The sequence below is a fragment of the Janthinobacterium sp. C22 genome, assembly GCF_057919405.1.
In genome coordinates, this window is the sequence record NZ_CP193659.1 from 4,686,553 (window position 1) to 4,710,659 (window position 24,107).

The 24,107-nt window shown below is 63.6% G+C and carries 29 protein-coding genes; 21 read left to right on the top strand and 8 right to left on the bottom strand.

Translation table 11 applies throughout. The annotated features are described in order from the left end of the window. Nucleotides 1–3: 3 nt before the first annotated feature. Entirely contained in the window at nucleotides 4–624 is a 621-nt protein-coding gene (gene flgA, locus ACRHIG_RS21915; RefSeq protein ID WP_489627890.1) for a flagellar basal body P-ring formation chaperone FlgA, read from the bottom strand. A gap of 281 nt (nucleotides 625–905) precedes the next feature. Between flgA and flgB the strand changes: the two genes are divergently transcribed. The 14 genes from flgB to ACRHIG_RS21985 all read left to right on the top strand — a co-directional run bounded on the left by flgB (nucleotide 906) and on the right by ACRHIG_RS21985 (nucleotide 13,072). After that, entirely contained in the window at nucleotides 906–1,268 is a 363-nt protein-coding gene (flgB, locus tag ACRHIG_RS21920; RefSeq protein ID WP_034758109.1) for a flagellar basal body rod protein FlgB, read from the top strand. An 8-nt stretch (nucleotides 1,269–1,276) separates the two neighbouring features. Next, the gene (gene flgC, locus ACRHIG_RS21925; protein ID WP_034757795.1) at nucleotides 1,277–1,693 is read left to right on the top strand and encodes a flagellar basal body rod protein FlgC; all 417 of its coding nucleotides are present in this window, start codon (nucleotides 1,277–1,279) and stop codon (nucleotides 1,691–1,693) included. A 3-nt stretch (nucleotides 1,694–1,696) separates the two neighbouring features. Then, nucleotides 1,697–2,350: a flagellar hook capping FlgD N-terminal domain-containing protein gene (locus ACRHIG_RS21930; RefSeq protein WP_475415829.1), complete on the top strand. Its 654-nt coding sequence runs from the start codon at nucleotides 1,697–1,699 to the stop codon at nucleotides 2,348–2,350. A gap of 58 nt (nucleotides 2,351–2,408) precedes the next feature. Next, nucleotides 2,409–3,587 carry a flagellar hook protein FlgE gene (locus ACRHIG_RS21935; RefSeq protein ID WP_489627891.1) on the top strand — a complete coding sequence of 393 codons (1,179 nt, stop codon included), beginning with the start codon at nucleotides 2,409–2,411 and terminating at the stop codon, nucleotides 3,585–3,587. A gap of 26 nt (nucleotides 3,588–3,613) precedes the next feature. Further along, nucleotides 3,614–4,342 (top strand): flagellar basal body rod protein FlgF, encoded by a 729-nt coding sequence (locus tag ACRHIG_RS21940; protein WP_475415827.1) that lies wholly within the window; start codon nucleotides 3,614–3,616, stop codon nucleotides 4,340–4,342. 32 nt (nucleotides 4,343–4,374) lie between these two features. Beyond that, a complete protein-coding gene (flgG, locus tag ACRHIG_RS21945) occupies nucleotides 4,375–5,163 on the top strand; it encodes a flagellar basal-body rod protein FlgG (RefSeq protein ID WP_171985002.1) in 789 nt (262 codons plus the stop codon). Continuing rightward, nucleotides 5,163–5,837: a flagellar basal body L-ring protein FlgH gene (gene flgH, locus ACRHIG_RS21950; protein WP_475418120.1), complete on the top strand. Its 675-nt coding sequence runs from the start codon at nucleotides 5,163–5,165 to the stop codon at nucleotides 5,835–5,837. The genes flgG and flgH overlap by 1 nt, the downstream gene beginning before the upstream one ends. A 9-nt stretch (nucleotides 5,838–5,846) precedes the next feature. Next, nucleotides 5,847–6,959: a flagellar basal body P-ring protein FlgI gene (locus ACRHIG_RS21955; protein ID WP_475415825.1), complete on the top strand. Its 1,113-nt coding sequence runs from the start codon at nucleotides 5,847–5,849 to the stop codon at nucleotides 6,957–6,959. Between the two features lie 24 nt (nucleotides 6,960–6,983). Then, nucleotides 6,984–7,373: a rod-binding protein gene (locus ACRHIG_RS21960; RefSeq protein WP_489627892.1), complete on the top strand. Its 390-nt coding sequence runs from the start codon at nucleotides 6,984–6,986 to the stop codon at nucleotides 7,371–7,373. 81 nt (nucleotides 7,374–7,454) lie between these two features. Beyond that, nucleotides 7,455–8,816, top strand: coding sequence for a flagellar hook-associated protein FlgK (flgK, locus tag ACRHIG_RS21965; RefSeq protein WP_475415823.1), 1,362 nt, complete (start codon nucleotides 7,455–7,457; stop codon nucleotides 8,814–8,816). A 10-nt stretch (nucleotides 8,817–8,826) separates the two neighbouring features. Then, nucleotides 8,827–9,738 (top strand): flagellar hook-associated protein FlgL, encoded by a 912-nt coding sequence (gene flgL / locus ACRHIG_RS21970; protein WP_475415822.1) that lies wholly within the window; start codon nucleotides 8,827–8,829, stop codon nucleotides 9,736–9,738. 5 nt (nucleotides 9,739–9,743) lie between these two features. Next, complete coding sequence (locus tag ACRHIG_RS21975; RefSeq protein WP_489627893.1) at nucleotides 9,744–10,787, top strand: hypothetical protein; 1,044 nt, start codon at nucleotides 9,744–9,746, stop codon at nucleotides 10,785–10,787. A gap of 170 nt (nucleotides 10,788–10,957) precedes the next feature. Next, nucleotides 10,958–11,926 carry an IS1595 family transposase gene (locus ACRHIG_RS21980; protein ID WP_475415820.1) on the top strand — a complete coding sequence of 323 codons (969 nt, stop codon included), beginning with the start codon at nucleotides 10,958–10,960 and terminating at the stop codon, nucleotides 11,924–11,926. A gap of 45 nt (nucleotides 11,927–11,971) precedes the next feature. Continuing rightward, nucleotides 11,972–13,072 carry a glycosyltransferase family 9 protein gene (locus tag ACRHIG_RS21985; RefSeq protein WP_489627894.1) on the top strand — a complete coding sequence of 367 codons (1,101 nt, stop codon included), beginning with the start codon at nucleotides 11,972–11,974 and terminating at the stop codon, nucleotides 13,070–13,072. Here ACRHIG_RS21985 and ACRHIG_RS21990 read toward each other — a convergent pair. From ACRHIG_RS21990 to ACRHIG_RS22000, 3 genes are all read right to left on the bottom strand, one after another. Further along, nucleotides 13,057–15,231 (bottom strand): putative bifunctional diguanylate cyclase/phosphodiesterase, encoded by a 2,175-nt coding sequence (locus ACRHIG_RS21990; protein ID WP_489627895.1) that lies wholly within the window; start codon nucleotides 15,229–15,231, stop codon nucleotides 13,057–13,059. The genes ACRHIG_RS21985 and ACRHIG_RS21990 overlap by 16 nt on opposite strands. A gap of 117 nt (nucleotides 15,232–15,348) precedes the next feature. After that, nucleotides 15,349–15,585 carry a hypothetical protein gene (locus ACRHIG_RS21995; RefSeq protein ID WP_489627896.1) on the bottom strand — a complete coding sequence of 79 codons (237 nt, stop codon included), beginning with the start codon at nucleotides 15,583–15,585 and terminating at the stop codon, nucleotides 15,349–15,351. After that, the gene (locus tag ACRHIG_RS22000) at nucleotides 15,546–15,797 is read right to left on the bottom strand and encodes a hypothetical protein (protein ID WP_489627897.1); all 252 of its coding nucleotides are present in this window, start codon (nucleotides 15,795–15,797) and stop codon (nucleotides 15,546–15,548) included. The genes ACRHIG_RS21995 and ACRHIG_RS22000 overlap by 40 nt, the downstream gene beginning before the upstream one ends. A gap of 193 nt (nucleotides 15,798–15,990) precedes the next feature. Here ACRHIG_RS22000 and ACRHIG_RS22005 point away from each other — a divergent pair, with 193 nt between their 5' ends. Further along, the gene (locus ACRHIG_RS22005; protein WP_314608180.1) at nucleotides 15,991–16,458 is read left to right on the top strand and encodes a PACE efflux transporter; all 468 of its coding nucleotides are present in this window, start codon (nucleotides 15,991–15,993) and stop codon (nucleotides 16,456–16,458) included. Here ACRHIG_RS22005 and ACRHIG_RS22010 read toward each other — a convergent pair. Beyond that, entirely contained in the window at nucleotides 16,434–17,315 is an 882-nt protein-coding gene (locus tag ACRHIG_RS22010) for a LysR family transcriptional regulator (RefSeq protein WP_489627898.1), read from the bottom strand. The two genes, ACRHIG_RS22005 and ACRHIG_RS22010, sit on opposite strands and share 25 nt — an antisense overlap. A gap of 96 nt (nucleotides 17,316–17,411) precedes the next feature. Between ACRHIG_RS22010 and ACRHIG_RS22015 the strand changes: the two genes are divergently transcribed. Beyond that, complete coding sequence (locus tag ACRHIG_RS22015) at nucleotides 17,412–17,615, top strand: DUF3460 family protein (RefSeq protein ID WP_475415815.1); 204 nt, start codon at nucleotides 17,412–17,414, stop codon at nucleotides 17,613–17,615. A 6-nt stretch (nucleotides 17,616–17,621) separates the two neighbouring features. On the opposite strand, the gene ACRHIG_RS22020 is transcribed toward ACRHIG_RS22015, so the two are convergent. Both ACRHIG_RS22020 and ACRHIG_RS22025 read right to left on the bottom strand, forming a co-directional pair. Further along, nucleotides 17,622–18,371, bottom strand: coding sequence for a YcbK family protein (locus ACRHIG_RS22020; protein ID WP_489627899.1), 750 nt, complete (start codon nucleotides 18,369–18,371; stop codon nucleotides 17,622–17,624). 99 nt (nucleotides 18,372–18,470) lie between these two features. After that, the gene (locus ACRHIG_RS22025) at nucleotides 18,471–19,106 is read right to left on the bottom strand and encodes an EAL domain-containing protein (protein WP_489627900.1); all 636 of its coding nucleotides are present in this window, start codon (nucleotides 19,104–19,106) and stop codon (nucleotides 18,471–18,473) included. Between the two features lie 30 nt (nucleotides 19,107–19,136). Here ACRHIG_RS22025 and ACRHIG_RS22030 point away from each other — a divergent pair, with 30 nt between their 5' ends. Together ACRHIG_RS22030 and ACRHIG_RS22035 are read left to right on the top strand one after the other, a co-directional pair. Beyond that, on the top strand, nucleotides 19,137–19,274 hold the full coding sequence (locus ACRHIG_RS22030; protein WP_489627901.1) for a hypothetical protein: 138 nt from the start codon (nucleotides 19,137–19,139) through the stop codon (nucleotides 19,272–19,274). Nucleotides 19,275–19,530: 256 nt separating this feature from the next. Then, nucleotides 19,531–20,343, top strand: coding sequence for a class II glutamine amidotransferase (locus tag ACRHIG_RS22035; protein WP_489627902.1), 813 nt, complete (start codon nucleotides 19,531–19,533; stop codon nucleotides 20,341–20,343). Between the two features lie 77 nt (nucleotides 20,344–20,420). Here ACRHIG_RS22035 and ACRHIG_RS22040 read toward each other — a convergent pair whose 3' ends face one another. Then, on the bottom strand, nucleotides 20,421–20,951 hold the full coding sequence (locus tag ACRHIG_RS22040; RefSeq protein ID WP_070291260.1) for a GNAT family N-acetyltransferase: 531 nt from the start codon (nucleotides 20,949–20,951) through the stop codon (nucleotides 20,421–20,423). Between the two features lie 301 nt (nucleotides 20,952–21,252). On the opposite strand from ACRHIG_RS22040, the gene ACRHIG_RS22045 reads away from it, so the two are divergent. From ACRHIG_RS22045 to ACRHIG_RS22055, 3 genes are all read left to right on the top strand, one after another. Beyond that, complete coding sequence (locus ACRHIG_RS22045; RefSeq protein ID WP_475415811.1) at nucleotides 21,253–22,308, top strand: sulfate ABC transporter substrate-binding protein; 1,056 nt, start codon at nucleotides 21,253–21,255, stop codon at nucleotides 22,306–22,308. A 45-nt stretch (nucleotides 22,309–22,353) separates the two neighbouring features. After that, nucleotides 22,354–23,727 (top strand): hypothetical protein, encoded by a 1,374-nt coding sequence (locus tag ACRHIG_RS22050; protein WP_489627903.1) that lies wholly within the window; start codon nucleotides 22,354–22,356, stop codon nucleotides 23,725–23,727. A 139-nt stretch (nucleotides 23,728–23,866) separates the two neighbouring features. Next, nucleotides 23,867–24,085: a TOBE domain-containing protein gene (locus tag ACRHIG_RS22055; protein WP_034757699.1), complete on the top strand. Its 219-nt coding sequence runs from the start codon at nucleotides 23,867–23,869 to the stop codon at nucleotides 24,083–24,085. Nucleotides 24,086–24,107: the final 22 nt, after the last annotated feature.

Here is a 24,107-nt window from a genome sequence, read left to right on the forward strand (position 1 = left end):
CCCTCAACGGCCGGGAAGTTCGGCCGGTTCCACCACGCCCGCATCGACCACCCTGGCACGTATCACCGTGCCGCTGGTGGCGTTGCGCACGCGGATCAGCTCGCCCAGCGCGCCCGGGTCCATCGCTTCGCCGGCCATGCTCACTTCCACCTGTTCCTTGCGCGCCACGATATTCACCGCACTGCCCCGCTTGACCAGCACGGGCGACGCCAGCTGCCCTTGCCGCAGCACTTCGCCCGTACGCAAGCTGCGCCGGCTCGACAGGCCAACGGCGCCGGGCAAGGAAGAAATGCTGTCCGGCACCATCGTCACGTCGCGCCGCGCCATCGTCACGTCACCCGCCTGCAGCGGCGTATTCGCCGTGACGGGGGCGCTGGTGACGGCCACTTGCGCCGTGATACTGCCGCGCGCCAGCATTTCATAGCGCCATCCGTTGCTTCCAGGACACACCGCGACAAAGCGCATGCGCTGCGCCGAGCGGCTGTCCGCCGTTTCCAGCGTGACGGGCGCCGCGCACGCCGGCACGGGGCGCGTGCTTTTCACGACGGCCACTTGAAACTGCGGTTCCAGCAATCCTGCCGTGGCCGCCTGCTGTGCCAATTGCTCCCGCGCCAACTGTTCCACACGTGAAAATATATTGTCGGCTGGCAATTCTGCGCGACCTGCACTACTATATAGGCTGGTCAGTAAAAAGAGACCAGGAAGCAGTATGTAGCGACATTGCGCCTTGTTCCACATCACGGAATAGTTCTCAAAGTAAATCATTGCTAACCTTAATCAAAGATACTGAAGCGGCATGACCTTACCATGCGTCAACATGACCAGGCTGGGATTTTACCTCTGCACCACCTATTTTCTGGCCCGAACCGCAAAAAGCACGATCGAATTCAATACAAAGGATGACCATGGGGATTAATTTCAAGGATGCGCTGGGCGTGCACGCCGATGCGCTCGCGCTGCGCGCCGACCGTACACGCGTGCTGGCGGCCAACATCGCCAATGAAAACACGCCCGGCTTCCAAGCCATGGACATGGATTTCGGCAGCGCCCTGCAGCAGCTGCAGGACAACGAGGCCGGCCTGCTGTCGACCGATGACGACGCCAGCGCCCTGTACCGCGTTCCCTACCACCCCAGCCGCGACGGCAATACCGTCGAAATCGGCGTGGAGCAGGCGGCGTTCTCGCAGAATGCCACCGACTTCCAGACCAGCCTCACTTTCGTCAACATGAAACTGAAGGGGCTGTCCAAGGCCATTTCCGGACAATAAGGATCAGCATGAGCTTCCAGGATATTTCCAAGATCGCCGGTTCGGCGATGGCGGCGCAAACCGTGCGCCTCAATACCATCGCCAGCAACCTGGCCAATGCCGATTCCGTTGCCGGTTCCGAAGGCGAGACCTACCGCGCGCGCAAACCCGTGTTTGCGGCCGTGATGGATGGCCCCGGCGCCAGCGGCGCCGGCGGACGGGTTCAGGTGCTCGACGTGGTGCAAAGCGATGAGCCGCTGCGCAAGGTGTATGAACCGGGCCACCCGATGGCCAATGCCGATGGCATGGTGTTCTACCCCAACGTCAATCAGGTTGCCGAGATGACCGACATGATGTCGGCGTCGCGCGCCTTTGAAACGAATGTCGAAGTTCTGGGCCGCATCAAGTCGATGCAGCAATCGCTCCTCAAATTAGGTGAAGCATAATCCATGGAAACCAATCTCTTTACAAATAACACCAGCGGCAGCAACAACGGCAGCAATGCCGTCAAGTCGCAAGGCAATGCCACCCAGGACATGTTCACCAAATTGCTGGTTGCGCAGATCAAGAACCAGGATCCCCTCGCGCCGACCGACCCGAGCCAGTTCGTCAATCAATTGACGCAGCAGGCGCAGACGGAAGCGATGCAGAACCTGTCGGCGCTGACCAGCGCCAATGCCAGCGTGCTGCAATCGATGCAAGTGCTGGCCCTGGGCGCGCAAGTGGGTTCCGAAGTCATGGTCAACAGCGACACGGTGCAACTCGACAAGAGCAAGGTCAGCGGCAGCATCGCGCTGGCCGCCGGCACCACCAAGACCACGGTGACCTTGAAAGGCATCGACGACAAGGAATACAAGATCGAACTGGGCGCCAAGGGAGCCGGCACGGTGCCGTTCACCATCGACCCCGTCGCGCTGGGCTTGCCTGCTGGCACCTACAGCATGAAGGTCAGCACCAGCGGCACCGAAAAGCCGACGGTCGACATCGCAGGCAAGCTCAACAGCGTGCGCCTGTCGTCCGGCGGCAGCATGATCCTGAGCGTGTCGAACCTGGGCGAAGTCAACCCTGGCGCGATCACCGGTTTCAACGGCAAGACGGCTTGATCCGCCCTTCCCTTCGTTTCCTGAACACTAATATCGTCCTTCACTAAAGGAAATCAACATGAGTTTCGACATCGCCCTGTCCGGTATCCAGTCCATCAACCAGCAGTTGAACAGCACCAGTAACAATATCGCCAATGCCGGCACCTACGGCTTCAAGAGCAGCCGCGCCAACTTTTCGGCCATGTATGCCGGTTCGCGCGCCACGGGCACGGAAATCGGCTCGCTGACGCAAAGCATGTCGCTCAATGGCGGCGTGCTGAACACGGGCCGGGCACTCGACGCGGCCATCGACGGCCGCGGCTATTTCGTCACGCGCGATGCGCAAAACACCATGACCTACAGCCGCGTCGGCATCTTTTCCGCCAGCAATGAGGGCAAGCTGATCGACTCGAACGGCCGCCTGGTGCAGGGTTATGCCGCCGTCAAGGGCACCACCACCCTGGGCACCATGGGCGACATGCTCATTCCGACGGGCCAGATTCCCGCCGTGGCAACGACCAAGCTGGCGTATGCGGCCAATATGTCGTCCGAATGGGCCGTGAAAACCCCGCCTTTCAGCAAGACCAATGAACTGAGCTACAACAGCGCCAAATCCTCGATCGTCTACGATTCGCTGGGCGCCAAGCACTCGCTGGGCCAGTACTTCGTCAAGACGGCGACGGGCGTGGACGTGCACTACACCTTCGACAACGCCGACGTGACGCCGGTAACGAGCATGACCTTCGACACGAACGGCAAGCTGGTGACGGGCGCGTCCGCCTCGCCAGTGCTGCCGACGCCGCCTGGCGCGGCGCCGATGACGGTCGCCATCGATTACACGGGCACGACCCAGTTCGCCGGCGAGGCGACGACCTCGACCGACCGCGCCGACGGCTATGCCTCGGGCACCTACACGGGCGTGGAACTGGCCGACGACGGCTCCGTCGTGGCGAAGTACACGAACGGCCAAAAGCAGAGCATCGGCGTGATCGCCCTGGCCACCTTCCCCGACGAAGGCGCGCTGACGGCCGTCAACGATACCAGCTGGGTCGCCTCGACCACCTCCGGCACCGCCATGTATGACCGCCCGGGCGTGGGCATGGCCGGCAAACTGGTGACGAGCTCGCTGGAACAGTCGAACGTCGACATCACCTCGGAACTGGTGGGCCTGATGACGTCGCAGCGTAACTACCAGGCGAACTCGAAGGTCATCTCGACCGAGAACGCCATGCTGCAATCGCTGATGCAAGCGCTGTAATCCACGATACGCAAAGGTAAAGAGCAATGGATGCGCTGATTTATACCGCCATGAGCGGGGCCGACCGCGCCCTGCGGGCACAGCAGGTACACGCCAACAATCTGGCCAATATCGAGACGGGCGGCTTTCGCGCCAACCTGGAAGTGTCCACTGCCCAGCCGCTGCAAAACGGCTATGGCTACGACGACCGCCACATGACGCAGACGCAGTCGAGCGCCGTCGGCACGCGCACGGGCACCATCAAGGAAACGGGACGCGAACTCGACGTGGCAGTCACGGGCCCCGGCTTTCTCGCGGTGCAATGGCAAAACGGCGAAGCCTACACGCGCGCCGGCGCCATGGACCTCGATGAGACGGGCGCGCTGACCATCAACGGCCGGCCCGTGCTGGGCGAAGGCGGCCCCATCACGATTCCCGAGCACACCAGCCTGTCGATCGGCGCCGATGGCACGATTTCCATCCAGGTGCCGGGGACGGCGCAGATGCAGACCGTCGACAAGCTCAAGCTGGTCAATGCGGAAGCGGGCGAGCTGACGAAGAACGAGGCGGGCCTGATCGTGGCGCGCGGCGGCGAAGACTTGCAGGCCGATCCGGCGGTGCGCCTGCGCGACCGCCACCTGGAAGGCAGCAACGTCTCTGCCGTCGAGGAAATGGTCGCCACCATGAGCCTGAACCGCAGTTTCGAGATGCAGATGAAAATTTTCAAGGCCAGCGACGCGATGACCGAGTCCGGCAACCGCCTGCTGGGCGCCTAAGCCCAACGCCAACCAATTACCAGGAGTAAATCATGAATCCAGCAATGTGGATCAGCAAGACCGGCGTGCAGGCGCAGGACGCCAAACTGCAAGCCATCGCGAACAACCTGGCCAACGTCAATACCGTTGGCTTCAAGCGCGACCGCGTCGTCTTCGAAGACCTGTTCTACCAGGTCGAGCAGCAGCCGGGCACGCAGCGCGCCGACAATACCCTGTCGCCATCGGGCGTACAGCTGGGTAACGGCACGCACATGGTGGGCACGCAAAAGGTGTTTACCACGGGCAGCCTGCAAACGACGAGCCGCGAATTCGACGTCGCCATCACCGGCAACGGCTTCCTGCAGGTGCTGCGCCCGAACGGCGAAGCGGCCTACACGCGCGCCGGCCAGCTGGGCATCAATGAAAACGGCGTGATGGTCAACGCCCAGGGCTTGCCGCTGGTGCCGCAGATCACCGTGCCGAACAACGCCACGGCGATCACCATCGGCGAAAACGGCATGGTCACGGCCACCGTGCCGGGCAATGTCAACGGCACCCAGCTGGGCCAGCTGAACCTGTCCAGCTTCGTCAACCCGACGGGCCTGCTGGCACTCGGTGAAAACCTGTTCCAGGAAACGGCATCGAGCGGCACGCCGACGGAAGGCCGTCCCGGCGAAGGCGCCCTGGGCAAGCTGAAACAGTTCGCGCTGGAAGGCTCGAACGTGCAGGTGGTCGAGGAGATGGTCGACATGATCGCGGCCCAGCGCACCTATGAAATGAACACCAAGGTGCTGTCGGCCGCCGACAATATGCTGCAATACCTGGCGCAAGCGGCACGCTGATGACAGTCGCCATGAAAGCCACGGCGGCCCTGCTGCTGGTGCTGGGCGCCGGTTGCGCCAGCCGGCCGGCCGCGCCGGTGGCGCCCAGCTTTTCCGATACGCCGCTGCCCGTGGCGCCGCGCAGCGCCGCGCGCGGCGGCGTGGGCGGCGGCGTCTTCAATGCCGATGCGGGCCTGGACCTGATCTCGGACAGCCGCGCCTTCCGCGTGGGCGACGTCGTCACGGTGGCCCTGCAGGAAACCACGCAGGCGAGCAAGAAGGCCGGCACCTCGTTCAACAAGGGCTCGTCCGTCGGCGTGAATGCGGCCAACATCCTCGGCAAGACCTTCCCGAAGACGGGCATCGACCTGTCGGCCGACCGCAACTTCGCCGGCGACTCGACCAGCACGCAGCAAAATGCGCTGTCCGGTGCCATCACCGTGATCGTGCAGGAAGTGCTGCCGAACGGCTTGCTGCGCGTGCAGGGCGAAAAAACGCTGACCCTGAACCAGGGCGAGGAATTCGTGCGCCTGCGCGGCTACCTGCGCGCGGCCGACATCGATTCGAACAACCAGGTCTCGTCCTTGCGCATCGCCAATGCACAGATCGCCTATTCCGGCCAGGGCACCCTGGCCGAAGCCAATACACCAGGCTGGCTGACGCGCTTCTTCGTCGGCCCATGGATGCCGTTTTAAGGTGACCTCATGAAATTTCGTTCCGCCCTGCCCCTGGCAGCCATGCTGGCCGCGCTCTCCGGCCTCGCCCTGCCCGCCAGCGCCGCGCAAGTGCTGCGCAACCTGGTCAGCATCGAAGGCGTGCGCGACAACCCGCTGGTCGGCTATGGCCTCGTCGTGGGCCTGAACGGCAGCGGCGACACCACCCAGGTGAAGTTTTCCAGCCAGTCCGTGGTCAACATGCTCAAGCAGTTCGGTGTGAAGATGCCGGACGGCGCCGAAGCGAAAAGCAAGAACGTCGCCACCGTCATGGTCAGCGCCGTATTTCCACCAGGATACCGCCGCGGCCAGGCCATCGACGTCACCGTCTCCTCCCTGGGCGACGCGAAAAGCTTGCGCGGCGGCACCTTGCTGCTGACGCCATTGCGCGCGGCCGACAATGAAACGTATGCGCTGGCGCAAGGCAACGTCGTCGTCGGCGGCCTCAACGCCACTGGCAAGAGCGGCTCGTCCGTCACCGTCAACACCCCCACCTCGGGCCGCATTCCCAACGGCGCCAACATCGAGCGCGAGATTCTCAGCGATTTCTCCACCAAGCCGACCGTCACCCTGAACTTGCGCCACCCGCATTTCGAGACGGCCATCAATATCGTCGAAGCCGTCAACCGCCGCTTCGGCGCCGTCGCCACCACGCGCGACGCCACCAGCGTGGAAGTGCTGGCGCCGGAAAACCCGACCCAGCGCGTGGCCTTCATGGCCAAGCTCGAAGCGCTCTCCGTCGACGTGGGCGTCGATACGCCGAAAGTGGTGTTCAATTCGCGCACCGGCACCGTGGTCATCGCCGAAGGCTTGCGCGTCAAGGCCGCCGCCGTCACGCACGGCTCGCTGAAAGTGGTCATTTCGGAAAGCTCGGCCGTCAGCCAGCCGGCGCCGTTCGGCCGCGGCCAGACCACCGTCACGCCGCAGTCGAAAGTGTCCGTCGACCAGGGCAACGGCAATATGTTCAAATGGCCGGCCGGCGCCAAGCTGCAGTCGATCATCGACGTCGTCAACAGCCTGGGCGCCTCGCCCGACGACATCATGGCAATTCTGCAAGCCCTCGACCAGGCCGGCGCCATCGAGGGCGAACTGGTGGTCATCTAACGTGGCACTGAAAGCGGAATGGAAATGAATGTAAACGACAGCAGCAGCGCCCTGCCCTCGGCGCTCGACGACCGCTCCCCTCCGGCAGCCACGCCGGCCGATCCCCGCTATGCGGCCAAGGCCACCGAGGCGGCCGTCAAGTTCGAAGCCTTCTTCATCTCGCACATGCTGCGCCAGATGCGTTCGGGCACGCGCGAGATGGCGGGCGAGGACAGCGTCTTCAAGGACCCCGTCAACAGCGACATGCTGGAAATGGCCGACAATCTGGTGGCCGACAAGATGGCCGGCCAGCGCGCGTTCGGCATCGCCGACGCCATCCTGCGCCAGCTGCTGCCGCCTGCCGGCGCTCCCGTGGCGGCCCGTGGCACTGTCAAGACCGACAATATTGCAGCGCCGCTTAATAAATCCGTCTGAAGCGTCGCCTGTACAAGGTAACAACGAATCAATGCCTGCCCACCCGCACGCGCCACTCTCTTCACGAAAGAAACTTGCCCAATGAGCATCATCAGCAATGCATTGTCAGGCAGCATCGCCGCCCAGGCCGCACTCAACGCGGCCAGCCAGAACATCGCCAACCTGCAAACGGCGGGCTACACGCGCCAGGGCGTGCTGTTGTCCTCGCTTGGCGCCGGCGTGGGCGTGCGCTCGGCCGGCAATGGCGTGGAAGTGTCCGCCCTGCTGCGCTTTGCCGATGCCTATAAAAGCCAGCAAATGTGGCGCGCCGCGTCCGATCAGGGCGCCCGGTCGCAGACCCAGCCTTACCTGACCCAGCTCGAGCGGGTGATGGGCGACGACGCTTCCAGCATCAGCAACGGCATCGACGGCTTTTTCGCCGCCCTGAACGCCTCGGCCGTCGACCCGACGTCGACGCCGCTGCGCCAGCAGATCGTCACCTCCGCCGACGCCATGGCGCAGCGCTTCAACAGCATCAGCACCGTCATGAGCAACCAGTTGCTGTCGGTGCAGCAGCAACGCTCGGCGATCGTGCCGCAAGCCAATACCACGCTGGCGAATATCGCCGCGCTGAACCAGCGCATCAGCACGTCCACGGCGGCGGGCACGAATGTGTCGTCGCTGATGGATGCGCGCGACCAGCTGATCGATGGCCTGGCCTCGCAAATGGGTATCGAAGTGCTCGACCAGCCGGACGGCTCGCGCAATGTCTCGCTGAAGTCGGGCCAGCCGCTGGTCATCGGCAGCCTGGCCGGCACCCTGAGCAGCAACATGACGAACACGGGCGAACAAACCCTGAGTCTCGATTTCGCCAAGTCGACGTACACCCTCGACCCGGTGGCCATCGGCGGCCAGATGGGCGGCCTGGGCGAGTTCGAGCAAAACACCCTGAAACCGCTGCAGCAGTCGCTGCAAGACATGGCAACCCAGCTGACCAGCAAGGTCAACGCGCAGCTGGCCCTGGGCAAGACCATGGCTGGCACGGCCGGCGGTCCCCTGCTGGTCTACGCGAATGGCAAGTTGAGCATTACCCCCGGCTTCAACGCCAAGGACCTGGCCCTGTCGCTGACGGGCCAGGCCGGCGACAGCGGCAACTTGCAAAAATTGATCGAAATCAAGAATCAGCCGATCACCGTCAGCTGGGTGGGTTCTGTCCTGATGAGCGACGCGGATACGCAGCTGGTCGGCAAGCTGGGCATCTACAGCCAGCAGAACCAGTCCTTGCTGAAGACGGCCAACACGGTGCGCTCGCAAGCGATCGACGACTGGAAATCGACCAGCGGCGTGAACAAGGATGAAGAAGCGATGAGCCTGGTCGAATTCCAGAATATGTATCAAGCAAACATGAAAGTCATTTCCGTGGCGAACAGCTTGTTTGACGCCACCTTGCAAATGATGGGTTAAGGAGAAGATCATGCGTGTCGCCAGTAGCCAGTACCAATCGCTGATCAATATTTCGCTTCAGCAAAATCAGGAACGCATCAACTTCCTGACCCAGCAGATGTCGTCGGGCCTGCGCATCCAGCTGCCATCGGACGATCCGATCGGCAACGTGCGCATTTCGCGCCTGACGCGCGAGCAAGCCATGGTCACCCAGTACCAGGACAATATCGCCACGGTCAAAGTGCGCCTGCTGAAGAATGAAAACTACCTGTCGAGCATGGTCACCGACATGGGCCAGGCGCGCGACCTGCTCGTGTGGGCCGCCGACGGCAGCAATACGCCGGGCGACCTGAACGCGATGACGCAATCGCTGACGGCCATGCGCGACAGCGTGCTGTACACGGCCAACCTGAAGGACCAGGAAGGCCGCTACATGTTTTCCGGCACCGCCACCGACCAGCCAGCGATCAAGTACGACCCGGCGGCGGCCGTCGGCTCGCGCTACAGCTACATCGGCAATACCGACACGCAAACCGTGGTGGTCGGCAATGGCGTGACGCAGGCGGCCAACGTCGACGTGAAGAACCTGGAAGTATGGCTCAACAAGATCGACCAGGTCGTCGCCACCCTCGGTGCGCCGGGCGTGAACCCCAACGATCCGGCCGTGCGCGCCATCGTCAACGACGGCCTCGGCGGCACCGATGACGGCATGGATTTACTCTCAGGCAAGATCGCCATCTTCGGCGGCGCGCAAAACATCCTTACCACGCTGTCGGGCAACCTGGCCAATGTCTCGCTGTCGAACAATTCGGCCCTGCTGGACCTGAAAAAGACCGACATGGGCGCGGCGGCCATTGAACTGACCGGCTACCAGACGGCCCTGCAGGCAACATACAAGGCCTACGCCAAGGTTGGCACTATTTCCCTGTTTGATCTTCTCTGACCATCATGCAAATCGTTCAGACCTCCTCCTCTTCCGGCGTCAATGCCAAAGGCGCCGGCACCGCCCGCGTCGTCGATGACGCGTCCGCCGCCATCAACGGCAGCGCCAGCGCGCGCAGCGAGGCGCCGGCGGCGAAGAGGTCGACGGCGAGCCTGCAGCGTGGCCTGAGCAACTGGGATCACCAGTTGCAGGGGGAGATTTCCAACGCGCAGCAAACACTCGATTACCTGGAACGCAGCAGCAGCCAGCTGCAGGCGCTGAAAAGCGAGCTGGCGGCCAAGCTGGCCGCGCGCCAGGGCCGCGAAGGGCAAGTCGAGGCAAGAGTGCGCCAGTTCAGCAATACCTGGCGCCAGCGCGCCAGCGCCTCGGGCGGCACGCTCGATGCACAGCTCAGCTATACCAGCCCGCAGGCGGCACAGCAGCAATTCAGCATCCGCGGCCTGACCATGGCCAGCCTGCAGGAAGGCCCGCAGGAAGTGCTGGCGTTTTCCGTGGGCGGCGCGAACCAGGCCTTGCGCTCGGTCAATATCGAGCCTGGCCTGAGCGCGAACGAAATCGTCTCGCGCTTCGACCGCGCCCTCATGCCGTCAGGCATCAGCGTCAAGCAGGGCGAGAACGGCGAACTAGTGTTCAGCACGCCGGAAGCGGCCTGGGCCAACGTACGCGACAGCCTGTCCGTGCGCGGCAGCGGCATCCGCTACCCGACCGGCCAGATGAGCCGCGTGCGCACGGATGCGGAGCCGGCCGCCATCGCCCCGGAAGAATGGAATACGGGCGACGTGGAAGCCCTGCGCGCCACCCTGCAGCAAGTGGTGCAGGCGCTGGCGCAGCTGCAGGCGGCGCGCAGCGCCGTCAGCCTGGCCCTGGCGCAGGCGACGGGACGGGTCGCCCGCGCACAACCGGTGCAGGTGAACGTCAGCATGGATACCCTGGCGGAAAACTTCACGCAAAAGGCCAGCGAGCCCGGCTACGAATCGCTGCTGGCGATCAGCTCGGCATTGGTCGGCATCAGCCGCGAAAGAGTCGTCGCCCTGCTGGGCCTGGAATAAGCGCTCTTCGCCCGTGCGCCGCCCTGGCGCACGCGGCAATAATGGGGCACGCCCCCTGGCTCAGGACGGTGAAAATCCGTAGGCTCTGTCCCCGACAAATAGGGGAACTCAAGGAATCTTCCCCAGCCCCGGCTGTCTGACTGTTCATATCAGACAAACGGGAGCCTTCCATGCAGCCAGCCGAATGGAAAACCTTCATCGCCCAGTTTGCCGCACTGAGCCGTCGCCAGCGTCTGGCGAGCACTGCTCTGCTGCGCGGGGCAGGATCGCAGAACGCCGTCGTGGCACTGGTCGAAAGCGTGGCCCGGCAGCGGCTACACTGTCCCGCCTGCAACAGCAGCCATGCGCACCGGCACGGTCATGCGCACGGACTGCAGCGCTACCGTTGCGTGCCGTGCGGGCGCACCTTCAATGCGCTCACCGGCACGCCGCTGGCCCGCTTGCGCCACAAGACCTTGTGGCTCGACTACGCCGACTGCCTGCTCGAGTCGGCTTCCGTGCGCAAGGCAGCAAGCCAGCTGGGCGTGCACCGCAACACCGCCTTTCGCTGGCGTCACCGGTTTTTAAGCCTGGCCAAGACGGACCGGCCCCATTGCCTGCATGGCATCGCCGAAGCGGACGAGCTGTATGTGCTGGAGTCAGAAAAGGGCGCGCGGCATCTGACGCGGCCGGCGCGCCGCCGTGGTGGCCATGCCCACAAGCGCGGCATTTCCAGTGAACAAGTCTGCATCCTGGTGGCGCGTGACCGCACGGGACAAACCCTCGATTTCGTCGCGGGAAAAGGGGCGCTGACCAAGGCGCAGCTGCATGCTTGCCTGCCACCCGTGATCGACAAGGACGTCTTGCTGATGACCGACGGCCACGCTGCCTATCGCGCCTTCGCGCGTGAAGCCGGCATCAGTCACCAGGCCGTCAACTTGCGTGCCGGCATCCGCGTGCAGGGCGCCGCCCACGTGCAGAACGTCAACGCGTATCACAGCCGCTTGCGCGGCTGGCTGCGCATCTTCCATGGCGTGGCCAGCCGTTATCTGCCGAATTACCTGGGCTGGCGCTGGATACTGGACGCCGGGCGCATCCGCTCCCCAGAAACATTATTGAAGGCAACGCTGGGAGAGTTCCCACATTTGACGGTGACATAGCCAATCCGTAAGATGCTGCTGTCGCCATCCACTTCCGGAGTTTCCTTGATAAAAACCGCCGCCCGGCTGATCAGCTATGCCCTGCTGGGCAAATCCGGCAAGCACCCCCTCGATATCGCCAAGGTGCGCAAGGTACTGATTTTGCGCAATGACAAGATCGGCGACATGATCGTCACCTCGGCCCTGCTGCGCGAGCTGAAGAAAAACTATCCGCACTGGCAGATCGACGTGGCCGCCAGCAGCGCCAACCGCGATGTCATCGCCGACAACCCGCACGTGAACGAGATCCTCATCTGGGACAAGCAGCCGCTGCTGCGCGACTTGCGCACCACCATCGCCGACCTGCGCCGGCGCCGCTACGACGTCATCTTCAATCCCTACAACCGCTTTTCGATTCCCTTGCTGCTGCGTATCAAATGGCTGGGTGCGCGCTACTTGACGGGCTTTGCCATTCCCAAGTACGGCACCTCGACGGCGAAGCTGGGCATGTTCGACCATACGGTGCCGTGCAACCGCAGCCGCCACATCCTGCACAGCTTTTTCGCCACGTTCGAACAATTTGGCTTGCGCGACATCGATATGCGCTACGAACTGTTCGGCGTGGACAAGCACGCGGCCCGGGTCGATGCCGCCTGCGACACCCTGCTGCGCACACATGCAGGCTTGTTTTGCCTCAATTTTCAGGGCAGCAATGCGCAGCGCACGGTCAGCGTGGCCGACGCCCAGCGCTGCTGCGCCACCCTAGCGGCGCGCTATCCGCGCCATGCGCTGCTGGTGATCGCCGCGCCGGGCACCGAGGCGCGCGCCGCCGAGATCGTGCGCGGCGCCGGCCATGCCAACGTGATGAGCGCGCCCACCACCGGCCACATCCTGGAACTGGCGGCCCTGATCCGGCGCTGCGAACTGGTGCTGTCGCCCGACACGTCGGTGATCCACATCGCCTCGGCGTACGACAAGAAAATCGTCGGCTACTACATCCGCACCGACAACTACCGCTTGTTCTATCCGGCCAGCCGCCATTACCGCGTCATCCTGGCGCCGGGCCTGACCCTGGCCTCGGTCAGCGATGCCGAGACGCTGGCCGCCGTGGAAGAGCTGATGGAAGGCGCCGGGCAGACGCAGGAGACGCTTCAGGCCGCCGGCTGAGACGCCAGCAGGCGGTCCATCTGCCCCGCCGGCAGCGCGCGCGAGAAGAAATAGCCCTGCGCATAGTCGCAGCCGGCGGCACGCAGCAGATCGCGCTGCGACGCCGTCTCCACGCCTTCGGCCACGACCTTCAGCCCCAGCCGCTGCGCCAGCGCGATGATCGCCTCGCACAGGCCCTGCCCGGCGCCCTCGCGCCCCAGTTCGCCGACCAGGGAACGGCCGATCTTGAGAAAATCGATATCGGCCTTCTTGATGCACGCGAGCGACACCTGCCCGCTGCCGAAATCGTCGAGCGCCAGGGCCAGGCCCATGGCGCGGAACTGGCGCAGGCGGTCGACCACCTGGCGCCCCTCGTCGAGCAGCACCGCTTCCCTCGCCTCGATGGCGATGGCGCCCGGCGCCAGCCCCTGGCGCGCCAGATGGCCGCCCCAGTCTTGGTATAGCGCGGCGTCGCAGCGAAATTCCATCGCCGACTTGTTGATGCAGATCTGGAACGCAGGGCCATATTCATCCTGCCACAGCCGCGCCTGGCGCACGACCTGGCGAAACACCCACTCGCCGATATCGATGATCAGGCCGTTCGCCTCGGCAAAGGCGATGAAATCGGCGGGCACCAGCAAGCCGCGCAGCGGATGGCGCCAGCGCAGCAGCGCCTCGGCCCGTTCGATGGCCCCATCGCGCAGGCGGATGATGGGCTGGTAGTGCACTTCGAACTGGTCCTGCGCCAGCGCCAGGCGCATCTCGCGCACCGTGCTGCGGCGCAGTTCGGCCGCCTGCTGCAAGGCCGGCGTGAAATAGCTGTAGCCGTTGCGCCCCGCACTCTTGGCCGCGTACATGGCCTGGTCGGCATGCCGCAGCAAGGCGTCCGGCGACTCGGCGTCGGCTGGATACAGGGCCACGCCCACGCTGGCCGACACTTGCGCCGTGTCGCCGTCGAGCATGAAAGGCAGGGCCAGCGCGGCCGTCAGTTCCTGCAGCACGCGCTCGATGCCGCCCAGCTGTCCCACGCCGGCCAGGATGACGGTAAATTCGTCGCCCCCCAGCCGCGCCACCGTATCCGTGGCGCGCACGCGCTCGCTGATGCGGCGCGCCGCCTGGCGCAGCAGCATGTCGCCCTTCTCGTGGCCGAGACGGTCATTCACCTGCTTGAAATGGTCGAGGTCGATGAACAGCAGGGCCAGGCAGGCGCCCTCGCGTTTGGCATGGGCCGCCTCGTGCTGCAAGCGGTCGAGAAACATGTGGCGGTTCGGCAAGCCCGTCAGCTGGTCGAAATTGGCTTGCCGCCAGATGCGCTCGGACGCCGCGCGCTGCGCCGTGATGTCGCTGACCAGCGCCAGCGCGCCCAGATAGGTGCCGCTGGAATCGAAGATGGGGTTGGTGGCCAGGGTGGCCCACAAGGTGCTGCCGTCACGCCGCAGGAACTTGAATTCGTGGCGCTCGACAATGCCATCCTGGCGCCGCGCAATGTTGCGCTCCAGGATGGCGCGCCCCTCCTCATCCATGAAGGCGGCCAGCGGCTGGCCCAGCATATCCTCGATCTGGCAATCGAGCATGTGCGCCATCTTCGGATTGACAAAGCTCGTCAGCGCCTGCGCATCGATTTCCCAGATGCCCTCCTCGGCGCTGTGCACGATGCGCCGGAAACGCTCTTCGCTGCGTTCGAGCGCGGCCAGCTTGCCCTCGGCCTGCTCCAGCACCAGGCGCAGCGCCTGGCCGTTCGGATCGGCGCTGCCCAGCAGGCTGACGGGCAAGCTGGCCTCGCGCGCGCCGGGACGCGGCGGCGGCAGCTGCACCTGCAGCTGGATACGCTCGGGCTCGCTGCTATTGAGCACGCGCTGCACGAACCGCTCGTAATCGTGGCGGAACGCCTCGTGGACAAAGGAACGGAACTGCACGTGGCCAGGATGCCCGCGCGCCAGGCCGAACAGTTCGGCCGCCACCAGGTTGACCTGCAGGATCACGCCATCGAGGCCCAGCACGAAATAGGCGACGGGCGCGAGCAGGTATAAATCGTTGAAATAGGCTTGCTCGCGTTCGGCCTTCATCCGTTCCGGACTGAAGACGCCATCGTCAAGCAGGGGCGCGACGTGCCGCGGCACGCCGTCGTGGACGCGCGGGGAGGAATCCGGAGCAGGTACTGCTGACGGTGGTGTGTCCATGGCTATCCTTTGCACCGCCGCCCTGGCAAACAGGTGGGTGCAGTAGCGAGACTAGCACGCGTCACGCGCAGTGTCGAGCCATGCCTGCCGCAGATAACGTTTCCGCAACAAAGCCGGTCAGCGGCCCTGCCCCATACCGCGCCGGCGCAAGCCGAAATCATGGCCGACCACCAGCAAGGTGCTGGCCACCAGGCTGGACAGTCCCACGATCAGCTGGATCAGCTTATCGTCAGGCAATATCCACAAGGACGAAGCGGGCGTCTCGCAACCCGTGGCGGCGCTGATCAGGGGAGACACCCAGGCCGCGTCCGGCGTCACGTCGAGCACGACGGCGCCGTCGGCGCTCGTCTGCATATAGATGTCGCCCCCTCGGCCAGGGTAAAGCAGATGCCCACGCCCGTTTCCGTGGCGCGGATATTGTCCTGCATGCTGCGGTTATGTTCCTCGATCCACACTTCCACGTCGTACGGCGTCTCCAGGTGCTCCCACGGGCGGGGGCGGAAACGGGGACGTTCGTCCGCGCCGGCGGGGGTATCGGGGATGTTGCTGTCTGCTGCGCCTTGCATGCTCGTGACCTTTTCTGCGGTGATGTTCTGCGGTGATGCGCGGGAGCGTTGGCCCGCCAGCCGCCATTATCCCTCGTTCGCAGGCAATATGCGATTACGCGCATCAACACATCAGGAAAACTGACAGCTATCAACTTTTAACATCAGCATGACTGACTTAAAATACGCGCCATCTCTTCTTTACAGGCTTTACATGCAAGGCATCAAACGCAAAATCGTCTACGTCACCGCCTTTGAAATCATTGGCATGGCCATTTCCACGGCCTGGCTGACCCTGCTTTCGGGCGAGTCGCCCACCAGCACGGGCCCGCTGGCCATCATGATCACCACCATCGCCGTGATCTGGAACCTGCTCTACAACACGGCGTTCGAATACTGGGAAATCCGCCAGGTATCGCGCACGCGCACCGTCTGGCGCCGCATCCTGCATGCGATCGGCTTCCAGATCACGCTCGTCATCTACCTGATCCCGCTGATCGCCTGGTGGCTCGACATCAGCCTGTGGCAAGCGTTCGTGCTGGACTTCGCGCTGATGCTGATCATCCCCTGCTACAGCTTCATCTTCAACTACTTCTTCGACGGCCTGTTCGGCGTGCCCCTGTCGGCGCAGCAGCCGAAGGAAGAGCCCAGCGACGTTCAGGCCGCTTCGCTGAGCAACTGAAGAAAGGACCGCGCCGCCATGCCCAGCGGCCGGTCCTTCATCCACACCAGGTGGATGGGCACGACCAGGCCATTACCCGTATTCTTGAACGCCACGCGGCGCACGCGCCCCGCCGCCAGCGAGTCCTGGATGGCCGAGGCGGCGAAGTTGCCCCAGCCCAGCCCCGCTTCCACCATCGCCAGCGCCATCGGCAAGCTGTCCGTGCGCCAGTAGGACAGCCCCACCACGGGGCGCGCATCGGCCAGGTCGAGTTCCCGGCTGGCGACGATGATCTGGCGCAAATTCACCAATTCCTCGATATACAGGGGCCGGCCCGCCGCGTCGGGCGGATGCTGGGTGGAGATAATCGCCAGCAAGGCATCGCTGCCCACCAGCTGGAACTGTTCCTCGTGATTGATGCGCCCGCCGGCAAAGGCCATGCAGGCGCTGATGCGGCCCCGGTGCAGCATGTCGAGCACGTCGTCCTGCGGCGCCGTCAGCACCTCGATGTCGAGCAGCGGATGGCGCTGCGACAGCGCGCGCACGGCGGCGAGAAAAGGCGCATGGTCGAGTTCGGCCGCGATACCCAGCGAAATGCGGCTTTCCAGCCCCTGCGACAATTCCTGCACGTGCAGGTGCAACTGCTTCAGCTGCTCGGCGATCAGGCGCGCGTGGGGCAGCAGCGCCATCGCGGCCGGCGTGGGCACGGCTTCGCGCGCGCCCCGGTCGAACAGGGCGATGCCCAGTTCCGCCTCGATGTTGGCCATCGCCATGCTGACGGCCGACGGCGCCCGGCGCAAGGCGCGCGCGGCGGCCGAGAACGAGCCGCCGTCGACGACGGCCAGGAACAGTTCGATGTTATGGCTGGAGAGTTTCATGGGAAGGGGAAATGGGAAGCGTGGGAAGCTGGAAACGGGCGACGCGTTCCTGCCGCCGGCGATAGAATGGCAGAAATCTCGATAGCAGGAGGGGCCATGACTCGTCCACTTCCCTACCGCCGCGGCGGCTATGTCTCGGAGTTTACCCGCTTTATCGACGGCTATCTGCGCGAGCATCCCGAAGCGCAAACCAGCCAGCGCCTGGGCTGGCGCATTTACTGGGAACGCCCCGTGAATTTCGATGAATGGCGGCGCACCAGCACCGATAGCGTGCCGGAGCCGCCGTATCACTACGATTAGAAAGCCTTAGCCTTTCCAAACGCGCTGCAATCCCGTATCCGCATGGATCCAGCCGCCACGGGGTCCCGAGCGGTAATAGAAGCCCACGCCGCCCTGCTTGAAGCTGCGCACCAGCGAACCGAGCACTTCCGCGTTCAGATTCGCCACGCGGATATCGGCGGCGCGGCCCGAGATGTGCAGCGACTGGCGCGCGGCCGGCACGCCCGCTTCGCGCAGCTTGCCATTCGATTCGGCCGTGCGGTAGCCCGACAGGATCTCCAGCGGCTGCTCGATGCCGTAGCGGGCCACGAACGCTTGCGTGCCCCACAGGGTTTCCAGCAGTTTCGGGTCGATGGGCGCCGTCTTCTTGCCGTTCACGTCGCGCAGCAGGTGGCACAGTTCCTGGTAGGCCGAATCGATGACTTCGCCATCTTTCCAGTACAGCAATTTCGCCTTTTCATTGCTGGCCGGGCGCACCACTTCCAGGGTGCGGGGCTTGAGCCAGAATTCCAGGTCCAGCGCCTGCGCATCGAAGATGTCGGGTGGCGGTTCCAGTTCCGTGATCGCCTGGCGCGACTGCGCGGTGATCGAGCGGTCGACGCTGGCCAGCTGCGTCGGCTGGGGCGGCACGCCCGTGCGCGGCGCGCGCGGCTTGGCGCTGGCCGAAGCCGCGGCGGGAGCGGCCGTGCGCGAGGCGCAGCCGATGAGAGGGGTAGCTACCAGGCCCAGCGCGGCCAGGCCCATACCGTGGTGTAGAAAATTTCTGCGCGATGCCATAGTCAGTCCAATGTAACGATGGGAATACTATAGCGTATTGTGCTGCGAAGAAAAACCCTCAACGCCTATCGTGCCGCCCTCATTTCGACTTCCGGCGCCCTAGGCAGTGGCGGCAACGTCCCGATTTGCCTGCGCCAGCGCCGTCAGGGGCTTGTCCAATAAATATCCCTGGGCCACGATGGGCAAGCCCGTGATGGCGGCGATGCGCTGCAGCGCAGCCAGCGCGGCCGGCGTGTCGAGGCGCTTGAAGATGACGCGTATCTTCGCCGCATGGCACACGCTGACGAAGCTGGCGACGGCCTGCTCGTCGCTGAGGTTACCCGCGTCGAGCTTGAACGCGTGCGGGTGCAAACGTTCCAGCATGCCCGCCGCCTCCTGCACGCTGGCCACGTTGATGGCCAGGCGGAAACCGTTGCGCCGGTAATTGTCGGCCACGTAGTTGAGCAGCCAACCCTGGTTCGGCGTGACCGTCGGCAATTGCAGCACGATGCGCTCGATGGGCAAGCCCAGCGCGTCGAGGATGCGCTGGAAGGCGTGGCCGTGATTGCTGCTGACGGCGCTGAGCAAGCGGTCATGCACGTTCAGGTACAGGTCCGACTGCTCCGCTTCGCCCTGGCGGAAGAAATTAATGGCGTGCAGCATGCGGCACAGCCGGTCCAGCTCCACCGATTCGTCGTCGCTGGCCGCGTGGTCCAGCAAGCGCCACAGCGACAAGCCCTCGTCCGCCTTCGACACGCTGCGCGCCAGCCCTCGAACGCCACCAGCTTGCCGCTGCCCAGTTCGCGCAGCGGCTGGAAGGCGCTGGTCATGGTGCAATTGAAAAAGCGCCCCAGCGCCCTGCCCTCCCCGTCGAGCCAGACGCTGGTGCCGGCCTGGGTTTGGTGCGACAGGCGGGCCAGGTAGTTTTTCAGGACGGGAAATGGCATACGTGCTCCTTCGTAAGGCTGCGCCAGGCTGTCCTCGCGGGAAAAGCGGCGCCAAAGCGTGCAGACTAAGGCAAGGCGAACCAAAGGAGAACGAATGGTTTCGCCATTTGATATGCGTCCAGCACATAAGGGATGCCACGGCCAGCGCATAACGATAGTCGGAAACATTCGTTCCAGCGGCCTGCCCCGGCCTTTACTGTGGGCGTGTACCGATACCATCAGGAAGGGCCGCCATGTGCCAGTTACTCGCAATGAACAGCAGCAAGCCGGCCGCGCTGGGCTTTTCCTTTGCCGGCTTTGCCGAGCGGGGCGGACGCACGGACGAGCACCGCGACGGCTGGGGCATCGCCTATCATTCCAGTAGCGGCTGCACCTTGCTGACGGATCATCTGGCCGCCATCGATTCCCCGCTGGCGGCCCAGGTGCAGCGGCATCCCGTGAAGGCGAAAAACATCGTCGCCCACATCCGCAAGGCCACGCAGGGCCGCATCGCGCCGGAAAACACCCACCCGTTCGCCCGCGAACTGTGGGGCAAGACCTGGTCCTTCGCCCACAACGGCGACCTCAAGACGTGGCGCGCCCCCGCCAATGCCCACTACCGCGCCAGCGGCGACACGGACAGCGAACAGGCCTTCTGCCACCTGCTGGCCCGTCTGCGCACGCGGTTTCCCGCCGGTGAACCCGCGCGCGCCGACTTGCGCGCCGCCATCGCCGAGGTGGCGCGCGAGATTGCCGCGCACGGCAGCTTCAATTTCATCCTGTCGGACGGCGAGCTGCTGTTTGCCCACTGTTCCACGCATCTGCACTACGTGATCCGCGAATACCCGTTTTCCGTGGCGCACCTGATCGATTGCGAGCGCAGCATCGATTTTCGCCAGCACAACCACCTGGACGACCGCATCGCCGTCATCGCCACGCATCCGCTGACGCAGGACGAAGACTGGCTGGCGTTCGCGCCCGGCGAACTGAAACTGTTTGCCGGCGGCACCTTGCTGCCGGCAAACGATGCCGCGCCGCAAGGCGTGTATATCCAGATCAGCTACTGAAGGGAAACTAAAGGGAAATATTCAAATGGAGGGAAAGGCCCGCCGCCGGATGGGCGGGCTGAAATGCTGGCGGGCCGTCAGGCCGAATTGCAGTTGCAGAAGCGCTTGCGCTTGGGGTCGCCGCTGGCGATGCCTGCGGGGTCAATCTGTTTCCAGCAAAAAATCGTTTCCACGCCATACGGCGAACGCACATTGCCCGCCTCGATATAGCCCTGCTTGACGAAAAAGGCCTGGCTGCTGGCCGTGCTGTGCAGTTGCAGGGCCTTGATGCCCCACTCGCGCGCCTGCGCTTCCAGCTGCTCCACCAACGCCTTGCCGGCGCCGCGGCCTTGCGCTTCGGGCAGCAGATAGCACAGGGCCAGCTTGCCGGCGCGCGTCAGCAAGCCGACGCCGACGACGGCACCCTGCTCGACTGCGACCAGTGAAAAATTGGTGGGCGACGCGAACCAGCACGCCACCATCTGCGGTGTTTTATTGCCCAGCCAGGCTTCCAGGATGGCCGGATCGTCCCGATGATCGAGGCTGCAGCATTCGACGATGGAGCGTCGTAATACGTTGCACGCCTCGAAAGCGTCGGTCGATGTTGCAATACGAATTTCAAGACTCATGTACGCTCACAAAATATTCCAGTTGCCGATGCAGGCGGTTTTACCCCTGTATCGCGCGATTCGACTATACACCAAGCGGCGCAATCGGGTTTTTTGCCGCGCGCCACGCGCCGGTTTTGCCTATGGCGCCATGCCTGCAGACTAAGTGCTGATGCGCGCCTTGCCCACGAATGTTTCCAAAAAACGATATCTGTTTTTTAGCGCAAACGGGAATCGGATCTAAGCATATTACGAAAAATTCGTTTCTTTTCCGGCCGGAATTTTAGACTATGACTGTCTATTCTCACAACAAGAGTTCAACATGCCCCATTCCAACGCCGTATCGACTGCCGCAGCGACACTCACCCAACGCTCGCGCCGCTGGTTCCTGGCCAGCGCCCTGGCCGCTTCCGCTGCCGCCATGAGCCTGCCCATGAGCGTGTCCGCCGCCGAACCCGTGGTCTTGCTGAACGCCTCGTACGACGTGATGCGCGAACTGTTCAAGGATGTGAATCCCGCATTTATTGCTGATTGGAAAGCCAAAACGGGCGAAACCATCACCATCAAGCAGTCGCACGGCGGCTCGAGCAAGCAGGCGCGCTCCGTGGCCGACGGCCTGGAAGCGTCCGTCGTAACCATGAACCAGGCCAATGACATCGATATCCTCGTCGACCGCGGCCTCGTGGTGGCCGACTGGGCCAGGAAATTCCCGAACAATGCGGCGCCGTTCTATTCCACCATGGTATATCTGGTGCGCAAAGGCAACCCGAAACACATCAAGGATTGGGACGATCTGGCCAAGCCCGGCATCAAGGTCATCGTGCCGAACCCGAAAACCTCGGGCAACGGCCGCTACACCTACCTGGCGGCGTGGGGCTATGCCGTGAAAAAAGGCGGCAGCGAAGCGCAGGCGCGCGATCTGGTGACCAAGCTGTTCAAGAACGTGCCCGTGCTCGACGGCGGCGGCCGCGGCGCCACCACCACCTTCACGCAGCGCGAAATCGGCGACGTGCTGGTGACGTTTGAAAATGAAGTGCAACTGGTGCGCGCCGAATTCGGCGACAACTTCGAAGTGGTGTATCCAAGCATCTCCATCCTGGCCGAGTCGCCCGTGGCCGTGGTCGACAAGGTGGTCGACCGCCGCGGCATCCGCAAGGAAGCCACGGCCTACCTGCAATACCTGTACTCGGAAGCGGGCCAGGAACTGGTCGCCAAGCATTATTTGCGCCCCCGTTCGGCCGCGGTCGCGAAGAAATACGCGGCCAGCTTCAAGCCGATCACCCTGTTCACCATCGATGACGTGTTCGGCGGCTGGAAACAGGCACAAAAGAAACACTTTGACGATGGCGGCGAGTTCGACAAGATCTATCAGAAGTAATCTGATCTGCATCAACGAGAAACCGGGACTTGTCCCGGTTTTTTTATGGCCTTCCCCATCAGCAGCCGCCCGGCAAAACGCAGCGATGAGCATATGCGTGCCTTCTTGCCTTCTTTCCCCGCCCAACCACGCTACCTCCTTCAGATGAAGGATGCGCATGCGCGTCAAGGCCAGCATCATGTCAGCAAGTGCGGCGGCATCCAGTGCGGCCGCCAGCCGGTGATTGCTACCCACCCACGTTCAAGGAGCCATATCATGCCTGCCACCGTTTCCGCCCATACCGTGTCGATTCCCGTGCCGACTCACATTCCCCATGCCTTCCGGCGCCTGGCCGTGGGCAGCGCCATCCTGCTGTCGCTCTCGGCCTGCGCCAATTTGCATACCATCAACCGCACGACGGAACTGCCTCTACATGGAAAAGCCATCCACCTGGACGCCCCTCAGCGCCTGGTCTACTCAAACGCTCAAGGGCACACTTGCGCGGAGCCGACGCCAGACGCCCTGCAAGCCTATATCTCGTCGGCTGGCGCCGGCGTGAACAGTGGTCAGAACGCCGCGTCCATTTCAACGGCCCTGAGCGCCAATGCCGCCAGCGTCGGCTTGCATTCCCAGTCGATCACCCTGATGCGCGAACATCTGTTCCGTATCTGCGAATACGCGCAAAACAAGTCGATCAATCCTGCCGACACCATGCTGCTGATGGAACGCTCGCAAGACCTGACGATGGGCGTGCTCGCCATCGAACAGCTGACGGGCGCCGTCGTGGCGCGCCAGGCAGCATTGACGGGGCAAGGCCAGTCCGCCGCATCGGCTGGCGTCCTTGCAACCCAGGCCCAGCTTGACAAGGCGGAGGAACGACTCGCAGAACGCGAAGCTGACCTCGATGATGTCCGCGATACGCGCATTGCCCAAGCCAGCGCAAGCGAGCAGGCACAACAGGTGCTGCAGGAAGCAGCCAAGACAGAACCCAAAAAAACCGCCGCTGAAATCAAGGCCCTGCAGGATACGGCGAGTTCCGCACAGCTGAAATTGGCCCAGCTCGACGCGCGCCTGGCCGCCGCCCAGCAGGCCGTCGACAAGGCCGAAAGCGAAAGAGATACCCTGGAGAAAAAACTCGACGCGGCATTGGCCGACAGCAGCGCATCGGCAGCGGGAACGGCACAGTTCAGCGGCGGCCGAGGCCGCAGCAATGTGTCGCCCGCCACGGCGCGCCATCTGGCCAGGGCCAGCGTCGAGATCGTGAAAGCCGTGCTGGAGAAGGGTCACATGACCGACAACTGCATCAATTTCATGAGTGCCATACGAGAACAGCAGCCGGAGCGCAGCGACGCGCCATTTCAGGCCATGACTGCGCTGTGCACAAAGGTATTCGAGGCCGCCATCAAAAAAACCTGGCGAACCCGGATCAACAAACATTGATGATGACACAATAAAAACAGCGTGCATTGGAACACTTTCGCATATCGATATGCGCATCGATTCGTGGTCAAAAGCGTGCGCGCGCCGTACTCTGGCCCTGTCGCGCCATACGGCGTATAACGGGCACAAAGGAAACATCATGGCTATCTCGGAAGTGAATGTACGCAACCAGTTTCGCGGCAAGATCAAGGAAATCATCTTTGGGCCCGTGGTGTCCGAAGTGGACGTGGAAACGCCGCACGGCATCGTCACTTCGGTGATCACCTCGCGCTCGATCAAGGACCTGGACCTGAAAGTGGGCAGCGAGGTCATCGCGCTGGTCAAGTCGACGGAAGTGTCGATCGCCAAGATCCAGTAAGCGTTGCCCGCCCCCACTGACT

Coding starts and splice junctions, on each gene's coding strand:
- ACRHIG_RS21940 (WP_475415827.1), top strand. CDS start 3,614: ATGGATGCGCTGATTTATACCGCCATGAGCGGGGCCGACCGCGCCCTG.
- ACRHIG_RS21980 (WP_475415820.1), top strand. CDS start 10,958: ATGCAGCCAGCCGAATGGAAAACCTTCATCGCCCAGTTTGCCGCACTG.
- ACRHIG_RS22050 (WP_489627903.1), top strand. CDS start 22,354: ATGGCCTTCCCCATCAGCAGCCGCCCGGCAAAACGCAGCGATGAGCAT.
- flgH (WP_475418120.1), top strand. CDS start 5,163: ATGACAGTCGCCATGAAAGCCACGGCGGCCCTGCTGCTGGTGCTGGGC.
- ACRHIG_RS22040 (WP_070291260.1), bottom strand. CDS start 20,951: ATGAGTCTTGAAATTCGTATTGCAACATCGACCGACGCTTTCGAGGCG.
- ACRHIG_RS22005 (WP_314608180.1), top strand. CDS start 15,991: ATGCAAGGCATCAAACGCAAAATCGTCTACGTCACCGCCTTTGAAATC.
- ACRHIG_RS21935 (WP_489627891.1), top strand. CDS start 2,409: ATGAGTTTCGACATCGCCCTGTCCGGTATCCAGTCCATCAACCAGCAG.
- ACRHIG_RS21990 (WP_489627895.1), bottom strand. CDS start 15,231: ATGGACACACCACCGTCAGCAGTACCTGCTCCGGATTCCTCCCCGCGC.
- ACRHIG_RS22000 (WP_489627897.1), bottom strand. CDS start 15,797: ATGCAAGGCGCAGCAGACAGCAACATCCCCGATACCCCCGCCGGCGCG.
- ACRHIG_RS22010 (WP_489627898.1), bottom strand. CDS start 17,315: ATGAAACTCTCCAGCCATAACATCGAACTGTTCCTGGCCGTCGTCGAC.
- flgG (WP_171985002.1), top strand. CDS start 4,375: ATGAATCCAGCAATGTGGATCAGCAAGACCGGCGTGCAGGCGCAGGAC.
- ACRHIG_RS22045 (WP_475415811.1), top strand. CDS start 21,253: ATGCCCCATTCCAACGCCGTATCGACTGCCGCAGCGACACTCACCCAA.
- ACRHIG_RS22035 (WP_489627902.1), top strand. CDS start 19,531: ATGTGCCAGTTACTCGCAATGAACAGCAGCAAGCCGGCCGCGCTGGGC.
- ACRHIG_RS21955 (WP_475415825.1), top strand. CDS start 5,847: ATGAAATTTCGTTCCGCCCTGCCCCTGGCAGCCATGCTGGCCGCGCTC.
- ACRHIG_RS21960 (WP_489627892.1), top strand. CDS start 6,984: ATGAATGTAAACGACAGCAGCAGCGCCCTGCCCTCGGCGCTCGACGAC.
- ACRHIG_RS21975 (WP_489627893.1), top strand. CDS start 9,744: ATGCAAATCGTTCAGACCTCCTCCTCTTCCGGCGTCAATGCCAAAGGC.
- ACRHIG_RS21930 (WP_475415829.1), top strand. CDS start 1,697: ATGGAAACCAATCTCTTTACAAATAACACCAGCGGCAGCAACAACGGC.
- ACRHIG_RS21995 (WP_489627896.1), bottom strand. CDS start 15,585: ATGCAGACGAGCGCCGACGGCGCCGTCGTGCTCGACGTGACGCCGGAC.
- flgK (WP_475415823.1), top strand. CDS start 7,455: ATGAGCATCATCAGCAATGCATTGTCAGGCAGCATCGCCGCCCAGGCC.
- ACRHIG_RS22015 (WP_475415815.1), top strand. CDS start 17,412: ATGACTCGTCCACTTCCCTACCGCCGCGGCGGCTATGTCTCGGAGTTT.
- flgL (WP_475415822.1), top strand. CDS start 8,827: ATGCGTGTCGCCAGTAGCCAGTACCAATCGCTGATCAATATTTCGCTT.
- flgC (WP_034757795.1), top strand. CDS start 1,277: ATGAGCTTCCAGGATATTTCCAAGATCGCCGGTTCGGCGATGGCGGCG.
- ACRHIG_RS22055 (WP_034757699.1), top strand. CDS start 23,867: ATGGCTATCTCGGAAGTGAATGTACGCAACCAGTTTCGCGGCAAGATC.
- ACRHIG_RS22020 (WP_489627899.1), bottom strand. CDS start 18,371: ATGGCATCGCGCAGAAATTTTCTACACCACGGTATGGGCCTGGCCGCG.
- flgB (WP_034758109.1), top strand. CDS start 906: ATGGGGATTAATTTCAAGGATGCGCTGGGCGTGCACGCCGATGCGCTC.